The organism is Pseudomonas sp. Pseusp97 (assembly GCF_047304025.1).
Taxonomy (GTDB): Bacteria; Pseudomonadota; Gammaproteobacteria; order Pseudomonadales; family Pseudomonadaceae; genus Pseudomonas.
In genome coordinates this window covers 1-16130 of sequence record NZ_JBGLYK010000128.1, presented here as the reverse complement: position 1 = coordinate 16130, position 16130 = coordinate 1, and the positions used below count along the sequence as shown (strand labels likewise).

Annotated in this window: 15 protein-coding genes and 1 other RNA gene; 9 read left to right on the top strand and 7 right to left on the bottom strand. The window is 66.4% G+C overall.

The window, feature by feature from the left end:
• The 3 genes from ACCC94_RS19420 to ACCC94_RS19410 form a co-directional block, all read left to right on the top strand.
• A partial coding sequence (locus tag ACCC94_RS19420; protein ID WP_413351123.1) for an amidase occupies positions 1–951 on the top strand: 951 nt, incomplete at its 5' end.
• A gap of 29 nt (positions 952–980) precedes the next feature.
• A complete protein-coding gene (locus tag ACCC94_RS19415) occupies positions 981–2300 on the top strand; it encodes a malonyl-CoA decarboxylase (RefSeq protein WP_413351122.1) in 1320 nt (439 codons plus the stop codon).
• A gap of 9 nt (positions 2301–2309) precedes the next feature.
• Entirely contained in the window at positions 2310–3833 is a 1524-nt protein-coding gene (locus ACCC94_RS19410) for a malonate--CoA ligase (RefSeq protein ID WP_413351121.1), read from the top strand.
• Between the two features lie 766 nt (positions 3834–4599).
• Here the strand turns inward: ACCC94_RS19410 and ACCC94_RS19405 are convergent.
• Entirely contained in the window at positions 4600–5577 is a 978-nt protein-coding gene (locus tag ACCC94_RS19405) for an NADPH:quinone oxidoreductase family protein (RefSeq protein ID WP_413351120.1), read from the bottom strand.
• 180 nt (positions 5578–5757) lie between these two features.
• Between ACCC94_RS19405 and ACCC94_RS19400 the strand changes: the two genes are divergently transcribed.
• From ACCC94_RS19400 to ACCC94_RS19385, 4 genes are all read left to right on the top strand, one after another.
• Positions 5758–6150 carry a flagellar basal body-associated protein FliL gene (locus ACCC94_RS19400; protein WP_413351125.1) on the top strand — a complete coding sequence of 131 codons (393 nt, stop codon included), beginning with the start codon at positions 5758–5760 and terminating at the stop codon, positions 6148–6150.
• Between the two features lie 219 nt (positions 6151–6369).
• Positions 6370–7443, top strand: coding sequence for an HlyD family secretion protein (locus ACCC94_RS19395; protein WP_413351119.1), 1074 nt, complete (start codon positions 6370–6372; stop codon positions 7441–7443).
• Entirely contained in the window at positions 7440–10175 is a 2736-nt protein-coding gene (rbbA, locus tag ACCC94_RS19390) for a ribosome-associated ATPase/putative transporter RbbA (RefSeq protein WP_413351118.1), read from the top strand. The genes ACCC94_RS19395 and rbbA overlap by 4 nt, the downstream gene beginning before the upstream one ends.
• Before the next feature lies 1 nt (position 10176).
• Positions 10177–11301 carry an ABC transporter permease gene (locus ACCC94_RS19385; RefSeq protein WP_413351117.1) on the top strand — a complete coding sequence of 375 codons (1125 nt, stop codon included), beginning with the start codon at positions 10177–10179 and terminating at the stop codon, positions 11299–11301.
• A 238-nt stretch (positions 11302–11539) separates the two neighbouring features.
• Here ACCC94_RS19385 and ACCC94_RS19380 read toward each other — a convergent pair whose 3' ends face one another.
• Together ACCC94_RS19380 and ACCC94_RS19375 are read right to left on the bottom strand one after the other, a co-directional pair.
• Positions 11540–13399: a diguanylate cyclase gene (locus ACCC94_RS19380; protein ID WP_413351116.1), complete on the bottom strand. Its 1860-nt coding sequence runs from the start codon at positions 13397–13399 to the stop codon at positions 11540–11542.
• A 44-nt stretch (positions 13400–13443) separates the two neighbouring features.
• Entirely contained in the window at positions 13444–13905 is a 462-nt protein-coding gene (locus ACCC94_RS19375) for an EVE domain-containing protein (protein ID WP_413351115.1), read from the bottom strand.
• 318 nt (positions 13906–14223) lie between these two features.
• Between ACCC94_RS19375 and ACCC94_RS19370 the strand changes: the two genes are divergently transcribed.
• Positions 14224–14358 carry a hypothetical protein gene (locus ACCC94_RS19370; protein WP_128082560.1) on the top strand — a complete coding sequence of 45 codons (135 nt, stop codon included), beginning with the start codon at positions 14224–14226 and terminating at the stop codon, positions 14356–14358.
• Between the two features lie 39 nt (positions 14359–14397).
• Here the strand turns inward: ACCC94_RS19370 and ACCC94_RS19365 are convergent, their stop codons facing one another.
• The 4 genes from ACCC94_RS19365 to ACCC94_RS19350 all read right to left on the bottom strand — a co-directional run bounded on the left by ACCC94_RS19365 (position 14398) and on the right by ACCC94_RS19350 (position 15783).
• The gene (locus ACCC94_RS19365; RefSeq protein WP_413351114.1) at positions 14398–15027 is read right to left on the bottom strand and encodes a 5-formyltetrahydrofolate cyclo-ligase; all 630 of its coding nucleotides are present in this window, start codon (positions 15025–15027) and stop codon (positions 14398–14400) included.
• Between the two features lie 9 nt (positions 15028–15036).
• Positions 15037–15215, bottom strand: a non-coding RNA gene (gene ssrS / locus ACCC94_RS19360) — 6S RNA.
• A gap of 32 nt (positions 15216–15247) precedes the next feature.
• The gene (locus ACCC94_RS19355; protein ID WP_413351113.1) at positions 15248–15577 is read right to left on the bottom strand and encodes a cell division protein ZapA; all 330 of its coding nucleotides are present in this window, start codon (positions 15575–15577) and stop codon (positions 15248–15250) included.
• A complete protein-coding gene (locus tag ACCC94_RS19350; RefSeq protein ID WP_017521390.1) occupies positions 15574–15783 on the bottom strand; it encodes a TIGR02449 family protein in 210 nt (69 codons plus the stop codon). Before ACCC94_RS19350 ends, ACCC94_RS19355 begins: the two co-directional genes overlap by 4 nt.
• Positions 15784–15965: 182 nt before the next feature.
• Here ACCC94_RS19350 and ACCC94_RS19345 point away from each other — a divergent pair.
• The coding region (locus ACCC94_RS19345) for a UPF0149 family protein (RefSeq protein WP_413351124.1) at positions 15966–16130 on the top strand (165 nt) is incomplete at its 3' end.

The window sequence follows — 16130 nt, the reverse complement described above, 5'->3', positions numbered from 1 at the left end:
GCGCTGCAGATGGTCCCGGTGGCCGACGGCAGCGACATGATGGGCTCGCTGCGCAACCCGGCGGCCTTCAACAACATCATCGGCATGCGCCCGTCACAGGGCCGCGTGCCCTTCGACGACAGCGCCGACCTGTTCATCGACCAGCTCGGTTACGAAGGCCCGATGGGCCGTAGCGTGCGCGACGTCGCGCTGCTGCTGTCGGTACAGGCCGGTGGCGATGCTCGCGCACCGCTGTCCATCGCCGAGAGCGGCGAGCAGTTCGCCGGCCGGCTGGAGCGCGACTTCAAGGGCGCGCGCCTGGGTTGGCTGGGCGACCTGGGCGGTTACCTGCCCATGGAGAAGGGCGTGCTGGAGCTGTGCCGCCAATCCTTTTCCGACTTCGAAGCCATCGGCTGCCACGTCGAGGAGACCGCCATGGGCTTCTCGCCGGAGCGGCTGTGGGACACCTGGCGCACCCTGCGGCACTGGATGGTCGCCGGCTCCCTCGGTGCCGCCTACAGCGACCCGGCCAAGCGCGAGCTGCTCAAACCCGAGGCGATCTGGGAAGTAGAGAACGGCCTGAAGCTCTCGGCCATGGACGTATTCCGCGCCTCCGCCGCACGCAGCGACTGGTACCGTGCGATCAGCAAACTGTTCGAGTGCTACGACTACCTGCTGTTGCCCAGCGCCCAGGTGTTCCCGTTCGACAAGACCTGGGACTGGCCGAAGGAAATCGCCGACAAGGCCATGGACACCTACCACCGCTGGATGGAAGTGGTGATCCCGGCCACCCTGTCCGGTTGCCCGGCGGCCAACGTGCCGGTGGGCTTCAATGAGCAGGGCCTGCCCATGGGCCTGCAGATCATCGGCAGGCACCAGGCCGACATGGCCGTGCTGCAACTGGCCCATGCCTACGAGCAGGCCTCGCGCTGGTACCAGCGCTGCCCGCCGCCCATGCTGGCGGGGGTGTAACTCCGTTATCCACAAGCTGAGGGGGACGCATGAACATCAGCTTCTTCCAGGAACTGCTGCAGAGCATCACCGAGCGCGGCCGGCAATTGCTGGAGTCGCGCGAGCCGGCGCCGGGCAATGCCCAGGCGCTGGCGCAGGCTTGCCACAAGCTGATTTCCAGCCACGGCGAAGCCTCGGGCGTGGCCCTGGCGCAGCAGGTCCTGTGCGCCTACCGGGACTGTCCGCCGGAGCAGCAGAAGGCCTTCTTCGACACCCTGCTGACGGAGTTCGCACCGCCCCACGACGCACTCGCACTAGCCTGCCAGCGCTATCTCGACGAGCCTTCGTCGGCCAACACCACGGCATTGTTCGAGGCCAGCGAGCCACCGCGCCAGGAGCTGTTCCGCCGCCTCAACCAGGCGCCCGGCGGCACCGCCGAGCTGATCGCCATGCGCCGCCTGCTGCTGCAGGAACTCAAGGCCAGGCCGGAACTGGCGGCCGTTGACCACGACCTGCAGCACCTGCTGGCCTCCTGGTTCAACCGGGGCTTCCTAGTGCTGCGGCGCATCGACTGGTCGACCCCGGCGTCGATCCTGGAAAAGATCATCCAGTACGAGGCCGTCCACGCCATCAAGGACTGGGACGACCTGCGCAGCCGCCTGCAGCCGGCCGACCGGCGCTGCTTTGCCTTCTTCCACCCGGCCCTGGCCGACGAGCCGCTGATCTTCGTCGAGGTGGCGCTGACCCGTGCTATGCCCGGGGCCATCGCGGACATCCTGGAGCCCGGTGCGCAAGCCCAGCCGGCGGAGGAGCCGGACACCGCAGTGTTCTACTCCATCAGCAACTGCCAGGACGGCCTGCGCGGCATCTCCTTCGGCAACTTCCTGATCAAGCAGGTGGTGGAGGAGCTGGCGCGGGAGATTCCCGGCCTGCGCCAGTTCGTCACCCTGTCGCCGGTGCCCGGCTTTCGCCGCTGGCTAGACAGCCTGGGCGACGACCCACAATTGGGCGCGGCTGCCGCCGAGCTGCTCAAGGCGCTCAAGCCCGACGCCGCGCCGCCGCCCCGCACCGAGCAACCGATGCTGGCGCTGGCCGCCGAATACTTCCTGCATGCCCGCAACGGCGCGGGTTTTCCGCTGGACCCGGTGGCGCGCTTCCACCTGGGCAACGGCGCCCGCCTGGAACGCCTGAACTGGCGCGGCGACCTCTCCGCCAGCGGCCTGCGCCAGGCTGCCGGGCTGATGGTCAATTACCGCTACGAACTGCGCCAGATCGAAAAGAACCACGAAGCCTACGCCAACCAGGGCGCGGTCACGGCCTCGGCCGAGGTGCGCAAGCTGGCCACCCTGACGGCGAAAACAAAACGCTAGGACCTCCGCATGAACCAGAGCCTTTTCGCCGAAGTCGGCAAACACCTGCCCAGCGACCTTTCCAAGCCCTTCATCCGCACCCCGGACGGCGGCGGCTACAGCTACGCCGACATGTTGCGCAGCACCTCGCAGTTCGCCCACGCGCTGGTGGAACTCGGCGTGCAGCCGGGCGACCGCGTCGCCGTGCAGGTCGACAAGAGCCCCGAGACGGTGATGCTCTACCTCGCCGTGCTGCGCGTCGGCGCGGTCTACCTGCCGCTCAACAGCGGCTACACCGGTGAGGAGCTGCGCTACTTCCTCGACGACGCCGAGCCCTCGCTGTTCGTCTGCGCCCCGGCCTTCGAGGCCCAGGCCCGCGAGCTGGCGAAGGTCAGTGGCGTGGCGCACGTGGAGACCCTGGGCGATGCTGGCGACGGCTCGCTGATGGCGCGGGTGCACGGCAAGCCGGGGCGCTTTGCCGATGTCGAGCGTGCCGCTTCCGACCTCGCCGCGATCCTCTACACCTCCGGCACCACCGGGCGTTCCAAGGGCGCGATGATCAGCCATGGCAACCTGGTCTCCAACGCCCGCGCACTGGTGGATGCCTGGAAGATCACTGCCGAGGACTGGCTGCTCCACGCGCTGCCGATCTTCCACATCCACGGTCTGTTCGTCGCCTGCAACAGCCTGCTGATGGCCGGCGGCTCGATGCTCTTCCTGGGCAAGTTCGACGCCGCGCAGATGCTCAAGCTGCTGCCGCAGGTAAACCTGCTGATGGGCGTGCCGACCTTCTACACCCGCCTGCTCGACCAACCCGGCCTGACTCGCGAGGCGGTGGCGCACATGCGCCTGTTCATCTCCGGCTCCGCGCCGCTCACCGCCGAGACGCACAAGGCATTCTCCGAGCGCACCGGCATGGCCATCCTCGAACGCTACGGCATGACCGAGACCGGCATGAACACCTCCAACCCGCTGGACGGCGAGCGCATCGCCGGCACCGTCGGCTTCCCGCTGCCGGGCGTCGAGCTGCGTATCACCGATCCGGCCAGGGGCGAGCCGACGCTGCTGCCCCAGGGCGAGCCGGGGATGATCGAAGTGCGTGGGCCGAACGTGTTCCAGGGCTACTGGCGGATGCCGGAAAAGACCGCCGAGGAACTGCGCGCGGACGGCTACTTCATGACCGGCGACATCGGCTTCGTCGACGACAAGGGCTACGTGCAGATCGTCGGCCGCAACAAGGACATGATCATCAGCGGCGGCTTCAACGTGTATCCCAAGGAACTGGAGGAAATCCTCGACACCCTGCCCGGCGTGGCCGAGTCAGCGGTGATCGGCGTGCCGCACCCGGACTTCGGCGAGGGCGTGACCGCCGTGCTGGTGGCCAGCAAGGGCCAGGCGCCGAGCGAGGCACAGGTGCTCGCCGCGCTCGACGGCAAGCTGGCGCGCTTCAAGCAACCCAAGCGGGTAATGGTGGTCGACGCGCTGCCGCGCAACGTGATGGGCAAGGTGCAGAAGAACGTGCTGCGGGAGCAGTTCAAGGCGTTGTATTCCTGATAGTCCGCCTTGGCCGGTTGTTCGCGAGCAAGCTCGCTCCTACGAAGAGCGCTCCGTAGTTGAGCGAGACTGTAGGAGCGAGCTTGCTCGCGAACCGCCCAACGCCGGTACCCATTGTACGAGCGGGCCATGCACGCGATCCGCCGGGAGGGCCGGCATTCCCTTTTGCGCTGGTGTTGCAGGTCTTCTGCGTTGGCTTGGGTGTTCCCGCGCAGCTTCGGTATACGCCCCGACTTCTTGTTTCGCCCCCTCGGGCGAGTCCCTTTTGGCAAACGCCCCAAAAGGAACCAAAAGGTCTTGCCCCGGACATTCGGTTTTTCGCTTGGGGCGAAAAATACCCTCGTTGAACTGAAATTTCAGGGGCACGCCGCGAAGGGCCATCCCTGGCCCATCGCGGCTCTCGCGGCATCCATGCCGCTCAACCCCTGAAATTCCAGTTCAACGAGGCCTCCTGAACGGGGCATTCGGCGCGCGTGGATGTTTATCTGGAAGCCAGAGACAGAGCCTGTACGTAGGGCGTATAACCCGGAACGGGTTATACGCCGATGCCACCGCGGCGGATGACGCTGGCGCGTTATGCGCCCTATGGTCCTGATGGTTCGGCGTGGCCGGTTGTTCGCGAGCAAGCTCGCTCCTACAGCCACGCCCAGCTGCGGAGCGCTTTTCGTAGGAGCGAGCTTGCTCGCGAACTGCCCAGCGCCGGTGCCCCCTCGTAGGCATGAAAAAGCCCCGCATCAACGGGGCTTTTTCATGGCGCGAGAAGCAATCAGCGAACAGTCACCACCACCTTGCCCACCGCCTTGCGCTGGCCCAGGTGATTGATCGCATCCGCCGCCTGCTCCAGCGGATAGGTCTGCGACACCAGCGGCTTGATCCTGCCCTCGGCGAACCAGGCGAACAGCTGCTGGAAGTTCGCCGCGTTGTCCTGCGGCTGGCGCTGGGCGAAGGAGCCCCAGAACACGCCGACCAGGGAGGCGCCCTTGAGCAGGGTGAGGTTGGCCGGCAGCGCCGGGATGGTGCCGCTGGCGAAGCCCACCACCAGCATGCGGCCGTTCCAGGCGATGGAGCGGAAGGCTTCTTCGAACAGGTCGCCGCCCACCGGGTCGTAGATCACGTCCACGCCCTGGCCGCCGGTGATTTCCTTGAGCTTGTCCTTCAGGCTGCCTTCGCTGTAGTTGATCAGCACGTCGGCGCCGGCGGCCTTGGCCACTTCCAGCTTGGCGTCGCTGCTGGCGGCGGCGATGACCTTGGCGCCCATGGCCTTGCCGATCTCCACCGCCGCCAGGCCCACGCCGCCCGACGCGCCGAGCACCAGCAGGGTCTCGCCCGGCTGCAGATTGGCGCGCTGCTTGAGGGCGTGCATGGAGGTGCCATAGGTCATGCCGAAGGCGGCGGCGCTGGGGAAGTCCATGCCATCGGGGATCGGCATCACGTTGTAGCCGGGTACCGCCACTTCCTCGGCGAAGCTGCCCCAGCCGGTCAGCGCCATCACGCGGTCGCCGGGCTTCACATGGCTGACTTTTTCACCGACTGCGCCAACCACCCCGGCGGCTTCGCCACCCGGGGAGAACGGGAAGGGCGGCTTGAACTGGTACTTGCCCTCGATGATCAGCGTGTCGGGGAAGTTCACCCCGGCGGCATGAACCTGCAGCAGGACTTCGTTCTTCTTCGGCTCGGGGCTGGCGATGTCTTCCAGCACCAGGGTTTCGGCGGGGCCGAAGGCTTTGCACAGCACGGCTTTCATGAGGACGCACTCCGTTGGAGATTCTTTGTCAGTAGAGGGCCAGTGTAGGAGCGCCGGCAGAGGGGGCAAATCACCATGGCCTGGGCTTATGCCCCGATATAGCTTGGGCGGCGGCGCGAGTGTGGCTATCCTTTGCCCATCGAATCCGGAGACATCGCCTTGAGAGCTTTCCTCGCCCTGTTGCTGGTCATTTCCTTCAGCCCCTTTTCCACGGCTTCCGAGTCCGGCGAGGGCAAGGCGGAAGACGCCAACAAGCCCGTGTTCGTCGACCTCACTCCGGCGCTGGTGGGCAACTACGGCAGCGGCCCGCGCCTGAAGTACTTCAAGGCCGACATCGCGCTGAAGGTCACCGGCAAGGAGGCCTCCGAGAAGGTCGAGCACCACGAGCCGCTGATCCGCAACCAGCTGGTGATGCTGTTCTCGCAGCAGACCGACGAGTCCCTCGGCAGCGTCGACGGCAAGGAGAAGCTCCGCCAGGAGGCCCTCAAGCAGGTACAGACCGCGCTCCAGCAGGAAGAGGGCAAGCCCCTGGTGGACGACCTGCTGTTCAACAACCTGATCGTCCAACCCTGACCTCCACCGCCGTCCGCCTGCATGAACACGACTCATGCAGGCGCTCCGGCGCCCCGCTGCGGCCGCGCGTCGCAATGCCGGGCTGAAAGCCCCGCGTCACAAGGTGCGTAGGAAATTTCCGGCGCGTGCCTGACTTGAATCAAGCCTCTTTTGCCGCTGCTCGCCGAACATCCCCTCATGATCCGCTCGAATTCGAGCGCCTGGACAAGGGGAAATCGGATGACAGGAAACGCAAAAAGCTGGCGCACCCGCGGTCTCGCGGTGCTGGTGGTGGCCGTGCTCGCCGCGCTGGCCTGGCAGACGTTCAAGCCGAGCGGGCTGCCCGAAGGTTTCGCCAGCGGCAATGGGCGCATCGAGGCCACCGAGGTCGACGTGGCCACCAAGCTGCCCGGCCGCGTGGCGGAAATCCTGGTGGACGAGGGCGACTTCGTGAAGGCCGGCGACGTGGTGGCGAAAATGGACACCCAGGTGCTCCAGGCCCAGCTCGCCCAGGCCCAGGCGGAAGTGCGGCGGGCGCAGAACGCCCAGCTCACCGCGCAATCCCTGGTAGCCCAGCGCACCAGCGAGAAGTCCACCGCCCAAGCCGTGGTCGCGCAACGCCAGGCGGAGCTGACCGCCGCGCAGAAGCGCTTCACCCGCACCGAGCAACTGGTCAAGCGCAACGCCCTGCCGCAACAGCAACTGGACGACGACCGCGCCACCCTGCAAAGCGCCCAGGCGGCGCTGGCCGCGGCGCGTTCGCAGGTGGTCTCGGCCGATGCCGGAATCTCCGCCGCGCGCTCCCAGGTGATCGAGGCGCAATCGGCCATCGAGGCCGCCACCGCGAGCGTCGAGCGCCTGCAGGCGGACATCGACGACAGCCTGCTCAAGGCTCCGCGCAACGGCCGCGTGCAGTACCGCGTGGCGCAGCCGGGCGAAGTGCTGGCGGCCGGTGGCAAGCTGCTCAACATGGTCGACCTGGCCGACGTCTACATGACCTTCTTCCTGCCCTCGGGCCAGGCCGGCAAGGTCGAGCTGGGCCAGGAAGTGCACCTGGTTATCGACGCCGTGCCCGAGTACGTGATCCCGGCGAAGGTGTCCTATGTCGCCAGCGTCGCGCAGTTCACGCCCAAGACGGTGGAGACCGCCAACGAGCGCGAGAAGCTGATGTTCCGCGTCAAGGCGCGCCTCGATCCGGGTCTGCTGGAAAAGTACATCACCTACGTCAAGACCGGCGTACCGGGCATGGCCTACCTGCGCCTCGATCCGCAGGTTGAGTGGCCGGCGCAGCTGCAGATCAAGGTCCCGCAATGAACGCCGCCGACTGCGTGGCCCGTCTGGCTGGCGTCTCGCTGCGCTATGGGCAGACCCGCGCAGTGGACGACGTCAGCCTGGAAATCCCGGCCAACCGCATGGTCGGCCTGATCGGCCCGGACGGCGTCGGCAAGTCCAGCCTGCTGGCGCTGCTGGCCGGCGCGCGGAAGATGCAGGACGGCGAGATCCAGGTGCTCGGCGGCGACATGCGCGACGTACGCCACCGCCGCGCCGTGTGTCCGCGCATCGCCTACATGCCGCAGGGCCTGGGCAAGAACCTCTACCCGACGCTCTCGGTGTTCGAGAACGTCGACTTCTTTGGCCGCCTGTTCGGCCACGACAAGACCGAGCGCGAGCGGCGCATCGCCGACCTGCTGCACAGCACCGGCCTTGCGCCCTTCGCCGAACGCCCGGCGGGCAAGCTCTCCGGCGGCATGAAGCAGAAGCTCGGGCTGTGCTGCGCGCTGATCCACGATCCCGACCTGCTGATCCTCGACGAACCCACCACCGGCGTCGACCCGCTGTCGCGCAACCAGTTCTGGGAGCTGATCGCGCGCATCCGCGCCGGCCGCGAGGGCATGAGCGTGCTGGTGGCCACCGCCTACATGGAGGAGGCCGAGCGCTTCGACCATCTGGTGGCGATGGACGATGGCAAGGTGCTTGCCATCGGTACTCCCGCCGAGTTGCGAGAGCAGACCGGCACGCAGAATCTCGAAGAGGCCTTCATCGCGCTGCTACCCGAGAGCAAGCGCGCCGGCCACCACAGGCTGGTCATTCCACCTCGGCCGCAGCATGACGGCGCGCCGCAGATCGCCATCGAAGCCGAGGGGCTGACCTGCCGCTTCGGCGACTTCGTCGCCGTGGACCGCGTCAGTTTCCGCATCGAGCGCGGGGAAATCTTCGGCTTCCTCGGCTCCAACGGCTGCGGCAAGTCCACCACCATGAAGATGCTCACCGGCCTGCTGCCGGCCAGCGAAGGCACCTGCGCGCTGTTCGGCCAGCCGGTGAACGCCAACGACATGGCCACGCGCCGGCGCGTCGGCTACATGTCCCAGGCGTTCTCGCTGTACGCCGAGCTGACGGTGCTGCAGAACCTCGAGCTGCACGCCAAGCTGTTCCATATCCCCCGCGAGCAGATCGAGCCGCGCGTACAGGAGATGCTCGAACGCTTCGACCTGGGCAAGGTCCGCGACGAGCTGCCCGACAGCCTGCCGCTGGGCATCCGCCAGCGCCTGTCGTTGGCGGTTGCGGTGATCCACAAGCCGGAAATCCTGATCCTCGACGAGCCCACCTCGGGCGTCGACCCGGTGGCCCGCGACGGCTTCTGGGAACTGATGGTGGAGCTGTCGCGCAACGACGGTGTGACCATCTTCATCTCCACCCATTTCATGAACGAAGCCGAGCGCTGCGACCGCATCTCGCTGATGCACGCCGGCAAGGTGCTCGACAGCGATACCCCGCAGGGGCTGATCGACAAGCGCGGCCTGCCGACCCTGGAGGCTACCTTCATTGCCTACTTGGAGGAGGCCGCCGGCAGCGCGCCGGTGCCCGACGCCACGCCTGCCGCCGAACAGCCAGCCGAGCCTGCTCGCTACCAGGGCAGCGACCGCTTCAGCTGGCTGCGCCTGTTCAGCTATGCACGGCGCGAGGCCATGGAGCTGCGCCGCGACCCGATCCGCCTGACCCTGGCGCTGGTGGGGACCGCGCTGCTGATGTTCATCATGGGCTATGGCATCAACATGGACGTCGAGGACCTGACCTTTGCGGTGCTCGACCGCGACCAGACCACCACCAGCCAGGCCTATGCGCTGAACATTGCCGGCTCGCGCTACTTCATCGAGAAGGCGCCGATCCAGAACCCCGACGAGCTGGATCGGCGCCTGCGCAGCGGCGATATCAGCCTGGCGGTGGAAATCCCGCCGAACTTCGGTCGCGATCTCAAGCGCGGCGCAGATCCGGCCATCGGCGTGTGGATCGACGGGGCCATGCCGACCCGCGCCAACACCGTGCTCGGCTATGTGCAGGGGCTGCACGCCAGCTACCTGGCCGACCTTGCGCGGCAGAGTGGCAGCAGCGCCGCCAGCGCGGCGGCGAGCACCGAGGTGCGCTTCCGCTACAACCCGGATGTGGAGAGCCTCAAGGCCATGGTGCCGGCGGTGATCCCGCTGCTGCTGATCATGATCCCGGCGATGCTCACCGCCCTGGGCGTGGTGCGCGAGAAGGAGCTGGGTTCGATCACCAACCTCTACGTCACCCCGGTCACGCGCCTGGAGTTCCTGCTCGGCAAGCAGCTGCCGTACATCGGCATGGGCATGATCAACTTCGTGCTGATGCTGGCCATGGCCGTGCTGCTGTTCCAGGTGCCGCTCAAGGGCAGCTTCCTGGCGCTGCTGGTCGGCGCGTTCCTTTACGTGGTGACCAGCACCGGCCTCGGCCTGCTGCTCTCGACCTTCATGAAGAGCCAGATCGCCGCGGTGTTCGGCACCGCCATCGCCACCATGATCCCGGCCATCCAGTTCTCCGGGTTGATCCACCCGGTGTCCTCGCTGGAAGGCGCCGCGGCGGTGATCGGCCAGCTCTACCCGACCTCGCATTTCCTCATCGTCAGCCGTGGCGCCTTCTCCAAGGCGCTGGGTTTTGCCGACCTGTGGGTCTACTACCTGCCGCTGGCGGCCATGGTGGTGGTGCTGACGCTGCTCAGCGTGGCCTGCCTGAAGAAGCAGGAGGCCTGAGATGAGCAAGCTGGCGAACATCTTCAACCTCGGCATCAAGGAATTCCGCAGCCTGGGCCGCGACTACGCGATGCTGATCCTGATCGCCTGGGCCTTTACCCTGGGCGTCTACAGCTCGGCCACCGGCGTGCCGGAAACCCTCCACCACGCGCCCATCGCCATCGTCGACGAGGACCAGTCGCAACTGTCCTCGCGCATCGTCAACGCCTTCCAGCCGCCGTATTTCCGGGTGCCGCAGATGATCGGCCACGCGCAGATGGATCGCGGCATGGACGTCGGCCTGTACACCTTCACCCTGGACATTCCGCCGGACTTCCAGCGCGACGTGCTGGCCGGGCGGCAGCCGGCGATCCAGGTCAACGTCGATGCGACGCAGACCGGCCAGGCCTTTTCCGGCGCCGGTTATATCCAGAACATCGTCGGCACCGAGGTGCGCGAGTTCGTCAGCCGCTACCGCGCCGAAGCGGCGATGCCGGCGGAGCTGGCGGTGCGCATGGAGTTCAACCCGAACCTGACCCAGGCCTGGTTCGGCGCGGTGATGGAAGTGATCAACCAGATCACCATGCTGTCGATCATCCTCACCGGCGCCGCGCTGATCCGCGAGCGCGAGCACGGCACGGTGGAGCACCTGCTGGTGATGCCGCTGACCGCCTTCGAGATCATGATGGCCAAGGTCTGGTCGATGGGCACCGTGGTGCTGGTGGCGGCGGCAATATCGCTGCAACTGGTGGTGCGCGGCTGGCTGGACGTGCCGATCAGCGGTTCGGTGGGGTTGTTCCTGCTGGGCGCGGCGCTGCACCTGTTCGCCACCACGTCCATGGGCATCTTCCTCGGCACCGTGGCGCGCTCGATGCCGCAACTGGGCCTGCTGGTGATCCTCACGCTGATGCCGCTGCAGATCCTCTCCGGCGGCACCACGCCGCGCGAGAGCATGCCCGAGCTGGTGCAGACCATCATGCTGGCGGCGCCGACCACCCACTTCGTCAGCCTGGCGCAGGCGATCCTCTATCGCGGCGCGGACCTGTCCATCGTCTGGCCGCAATTGCTGGCCATCGTCGGAATCGGCGCGGCGTTCTTCTTCGGCGCGCTCTGGCGCTTCCGCCGGACCATCGGGCAGATGGCCTGACGGCTGCTGCTCTTCGCAGGAGCGAGGGGGACGCCTGGTTCTTGCTCGCGAACGGGCGCGTGCGATCAGATCAGCTCCGCCCCTCTCCCTAACCCTCTCCCTGAAAGGAGAGGGGACTGTCCCGAGTGCGGTGGACGTTCAGCGCTCGCCGGCTGACACCGTGATTGCAGCGAACGCCGAACGGCTCCCTCTCCCTTCAGGGAGAGGGCTGGGGAGAGGGCAAGCCTCGTACGGAATTTCAGGAAGGCGCGCGCTCAGCCATATCCACCGGCCACACGCACGTCTGGTTGCGGCCCTTGTGCTTGGCCGCATACAGCGCCTGGTCGGCCTGGGCGATGAGCTGGTCCGGTTCGGCGTCCTGCCCCGGCGTGGCGATGGCCAGGCCGATACTCACCGTCAGTCGTCCCGGCTCGCCGACCGGATGCGCGATGCCCATCTCGGCCACGCGCTGGTGGATGCGCGCGGCCACGTGGCTGGCGCCTTCGATGCCGGTGTCGGTGAGGATGATGACGAACTCCTCGCCGCCATATCGGCACGCCACATCGCCTTCGCGCTGCAGGCATTCCTGCAGGCAACTGGCGAGGCGCCGCAGCGCGTCGTCGCCGGCCAGGTGGCCGAGGCAGTCGTTGAAGCGCTTGAAGTGGTCGACGTCGAGCATCAGCACCGCCAGCGGCGCATCGGCCCGTCGCAGGCGGCGCCATTCGCTCTGCAGCTGGCGGTCGAAGTAGCGGCGGTTGAACAGTCCGGTGAGACCGTCCTGCTGCGAGAGCTTGTGCAGCTGTGCCTCCAGCAGCAGGCGCTCGCTGTTGTCGCGGGCCACGGCGATCAGGTAGTCGTGGTCGCCCTGGTGGATCAGCTGGGTGTTGATCTCCGCCGGTTGCAGGCTGCCGTCGCGGCGCTGCATCTCGCGCTGGAAGATCATCGACAGGTTCAGCCGGTGCGCCTGCTGCACCAGCTGGATCCAGGCGTGGAAGCCCGGGACCAGACGCTCCGGGTCCTCGCGCAGCAGCTGGCGGAACTCCTCGGCGCTATAACCCAGGGCGTTGTAGGTGGCGCGGTTCATGTGCAGCAGCTCGCGTTGCTGCAGGTCGAAGATGAACAGCGCGTCGCGGCTGGAGTCGGTGAGGTCCAACGCCAGTTGCAGGCGCTCGCGGCTGTCGCGCAGGTGCGCTTCCACCGACTGACGCTGCTCCGCTTCCTGGCTGAGCAACTGGTTGGTGGCGCTCAGCGCGGTGGCGCGGCGGGCATTCTCGCGGGCAAGGAACAGCGCCGCCACCAGCAGCAGGCTGATGGTCACGCCACCGCTGAACACCACCATCGGCAAGGGCGTGGACAGCGATTGCACCAGCGTGGCGGTGGGGCGCAGCTCCAGCTCGAAGCTGCGGTTGTTGAGCAGCCTCAGCGGCACCCGCAGCTGCTGCTCGGCATCGCTGTCGGGCTGGTCGCGTACATAGAGCGGCCTGCCATGTTCGAGCAGGCGCACGCTGAACAGGTCGTTGTCCGCCTGCCGCAGCAGGTTGTCCATCAGCGGGCCGACGCGGAAGACGCCCTGCATGAAGCCGTCGAAGCGCAGCTGGTTGTCGATGTCGCGGATGTACACCGGCGTATAGAGCACGAAGCCGCGCCCGCCCTGGAGCAGTTCGACGCTGTCGCTCAGGTGCGCCGTGCCGCTGTCGCGGGCGGCCATGGCGGTGGCGTAGTTGGGGTGCTGGTCGGTGAGGCGGAAGTTCAGTGCCGCCTCGTTGCCCTGCAGCGGCTCCAGCCAGCGAATGCGCAGGTCCGGATCGGACCACTGGATCGACTGGTAGCCGGGGAAGCTGCGCACGTAGAAACGCGCGTCCAGCTCCCATTCGGCGCGGGGCATGCGGCCATGGTGGGTCCACAGCTGGGCGAGCAGGTCCAGGCCCTGCACCTGCTCGTGGAGGTTGGCTTCGAGCTGGTGCGCCAGGCTGCGGCCCTGGTAGGTCAGGCGTTCCTGCACGCGCTGGCGCTCACTGCTCGCCAGCTCCTCGCCGAGCCAGGCACTGGCGAGCAGGAGCACGCAGAGCAGACCGCCTAGCCCGAGGTAGGTAGCGAGTGAGGACCGAAGGCGGTGCATACGGCGAATTCCGGGAGCTTCAGTAACCTAATAGCACAGTGCCTCTATTTGTGCGCCAGGCCGACGACGATCGCCCACTGTTGGGCGGTGACCGGCATGACCGACAGGCGGCTGCCCTTCTGCACCAGGGGCAACTCTTCCAGTCCGGCCTGGGCCTTGAGCATGCCCAGCGGCAGTACCGAGCCGAAGGCCTCGACGAAGCTCACGTCGCGAGCGGTCCAGGGGTTCTTCTCGTCGCTGGCCTTGGGGTCATGGTAGTGGCTTTGCGGATCCAGCGCGGTCGGGTCGGGATAAGGCTCGCCGTCGATCCGTGCGATGCCGGCTATGCCCGGCTCCGGGCAACTGGAGTGATAGAAGAAGAACAGGTCGCCCGGCTGCATGCTGCGCAGGAAGTTGCGCGCCTGGTAATTGCGCACGCCATCCCAGCGCGCGGTCTTCAGACGCTGCAGGTCGTGGATCGAGAGTTCGTCGGGCTCGGATTTCATCAGCCAGTAAGCGCGTGCCATCCGCAGGGGTCTCCTTGAGCGTGGCGGGTCGTGATGGGTTTCCAGCAAGGGTAGGCGGGCAAGCTGTTCCCTGCGACAAGCTGTCGGCTCGCCGGAAATAAATTGTAGGAAGAATATGTAGGAATACCGGCATGAACATTGCCTGAAAACGCCGGACGTTTTGGGGGCGACTGCTCCTCCGACGATCGGTTGGCGTCAGAATTGCGAGAAGCTTTTCATTGTCGGAGAATGCCGCCGTTTTTAGCTCGGCCCGCCGGACGGATAAAAAAACCACCGCCGGCCATCGTGGACAGTTTGCCTGGAAGGGGGAGGCAATCGATGAAACGCAAGCCAGATCTTTTGTGGGTGTTGGTAATACTTTTCGGTCTGGGTGTCGTCACTACCGGTTACACCCAGAGCCTGTGGGAACAACGCCAGGGCAATGCCCCGGTGCAGGTCACCCAGCAGCCCTGATTCAGCGGTCCTGAATCTTCAGGACCGACATCGCCACGGCTATCGCAGGGAACGCGATTCCGTCGCGAGACGGCCATACCAGCCGCCGTCCGTCACTATGCCCGTCAGCGGCACATCCCAGCTCGCCAGCGCAAGCTTGTCGACCTTCTGGCATTCGTGCGCCAGGCCCAACAGCGTCGGTTTCTGCCAATTTTTGCGCATTCCGAGGTAAGCCAGGGTCCGGTCGTAGAATCCCTTGCCCATTCCCAGGCGGCCACCTTGCGGGTCGAAGCCCACCAGCGGCAGCAACAGCAGGTCCAGTGCCCAGGCCGGGCGCTGGCGCCGTCGGTCGGCTTGCGGTTCGGCAATGTTGTAGCGGTTGCGCACCCAGCGCTCGCCGATGCCCACCTGCTGGAAGGTCATGTGCGTGCGCGGCCAATCCGAGAGCACCGGCAGGTAGGTCGCCTTGCCGCGCTTCTGTGCAGCCTTCATCAACGGGCGCGGGTCGATCTCGCCGTCAGCCGGCAGGTACAGGGCGATATGCTTCGCTCGGCGGAACAGCGGATGCTGCGCGAGCTGGCGATACAGGGCCTGGGCGGCGAGGCGTTGCTGCAGGGGAGTGAGTGCGCGTCTGGCCTGGCGCAGCTGGCGGCGCAGGGCAGGGCGGGAAAGACCGTCGGAATGGATCATGGAAGGGTAAAGCTCCCCGGACATGCCGCTGTCGGGTTAGCCCTTGAACCCGAGAGTTCAAGGTGGTGGTTGCAGTAGGCTTTAAGGCTTTCCGTCGTGCGGACATGCACACCAGCCCAACTGGCAACCCCCGTTGTTGCAATTATCGGCTCAGGGACATCACCGACTGGCCAACACACCAGGGAGCGAGGCTGATTATACCCCAAGGAAATTTCCCTGGTCAGACTTCACCCTGATCCTTATCGGTGGTAAGGGTATCGGTGGTCAGGGCGCGATCGACGCGCTCGAGCAGTTCGCGCACGCGCTCGCGCGTCGAGCTGCTGTCGTGATCCACGCGCTCCTGCTTGTGCAGCAGGTCGTGGGTGATGTTCAGGGCAGCCATCACCGCGACGCGGTCGGCACCGATCACTTTGCCGCTGGAGCGAATCTCGCGCATCTTGCTGTCCAGATAGCGCGCGGCGCTCTCCAGGTTGACGCGCTCGTCCGCAGGGCATGCGATGCAGTACTCCTTGTCGAGGATTTGGACGTTCAGGGTGTTCGACTGGCTCATGAGTCCTGCTCCAGGGCTTTAAGACGCAAAATCATCGCTTCGACCTTCTGCCGAGCCAAATCGTTCTTCTCGATCAGATGGGCGCGTTCTTCCCGCCAGCTTTTCTCGTTCGCCCGCAGTAGCCGGTTCTCGGCCTTGAGCTGTTCCAGGCGCTGGAGCAGCAGGTCGAACTTGGCGATCAGCGCGTGCAGGTCGGCGTCTTCCATGGGCTCTCGCTTGGGAGTTGCTTAAGTAATCGAGAACTATATAGGACTGCCGTGGGGGTGGGTCAACGCACGGCTGCCCGGCGCGTCGTCACATGGTCTTGCGGTGTGCGCCGGTGCTAGGATAACGGACCATATTCTATGCGCGGCGCCTGATGGCGCCTAGCCGTCACCCGGGTTCGATCATGTCCACTTCCAGCTCCGCCTACACCGCTTTCGCCGCCCTGCTCGCCGAGGCTGCCCTGCCCATTTCCCCCGCCGAACTGCACGGCCACCTGCTCGGCCGCGTCTGCGCCGGCTCAGGCTTCGACCAGGGCGAATGGCTGCAGGCCGCCGGCGAACTGCTCGGC

Coding starts and splice junctions, on each gene's coding strand:
- ACCC94_RS19355 (WP_413351113.1), bottom strand. CDS start 15,577: ATGAGCCAGTCGAACACCCTGAACGTCCAAATCCTCGACAAGGAGTAC.
- ACCC94_RS19415 (WP_413351122.1), top strand. CDS start 981: ATGAACATCAGCTTCTTCCAGGAACTGCTGCAGAGCATCACCGAGCGC.
- ACCC94_RS19375 (WP_413351115.1), bottom strand. CDS start 13,905: ATGGCACGCGCTTACTGGCTGATGAAATCCGAGCCCGACGAACTCTCG.
- ACCC94_RS19370 (WP_128082560.1), top strand. CDS start 14,224: ATGAAACGCAAGCCAGATCTTTTGTGGGTGTTGGTAATACTTTTCGGT.
- ACCC94_RS19405 (WP_413351120.1), bottom strand. CDS start 5,577: ATGAAAGCCGTGCTGTGCAAAGCCTTCGGCCCCGCCGAAACCCTGGTG.
- rbbA (WP_413351118.1), top strand. CDS start 7,440: ATGAACGCCGCCGACTGCGTGGCCCGTCTGGCTGGCGTCTCGCTGCGC.
- ACCC94_RS19380 (WP_413351116.1), bottom strand. CDS start 13,399: ATGCACCGCCTTCGGTCCTCACTCGCTACCTACCTCGGGCTAGGCGGT.
- ACCC94_RS19350 (WP_017521390.1), bottom strand. CDS start 15,783: ATGGAAGACGCCGACCTGCACGCGCTGATCGCCAAGTTCGACCTGCTG.
- ACCC94_RS19395 (WP_413351119.1), top strand. CDS start 6,370: ATGACAGGAAACGCAAAAAGCTGGCGCACCCGCGGTCTCGCGGTGCTG.
- ACCC94_RS19385 (WP_413351117.1), top strand. CDS start 10,177: ATGAGCAAGCTGGCGAACATCTTCAACCTCGGCATCAAGGAATTCCGC.
- ACCC94_RS19410 (WP_413351121.1), top strand. CDS start 2,310: ATGAACCAGAGCCTTTTCGCCGAAGTCGGCAAACACCTGCCCAGCGAC.
- ACCC94_RS19365 (WP_413351114.1), bottom strand. CDS start 15,027: ATGATCCATTCCGACGGTCTTTCCCGCCCTGCCCTGCGCCGCCAGCTG.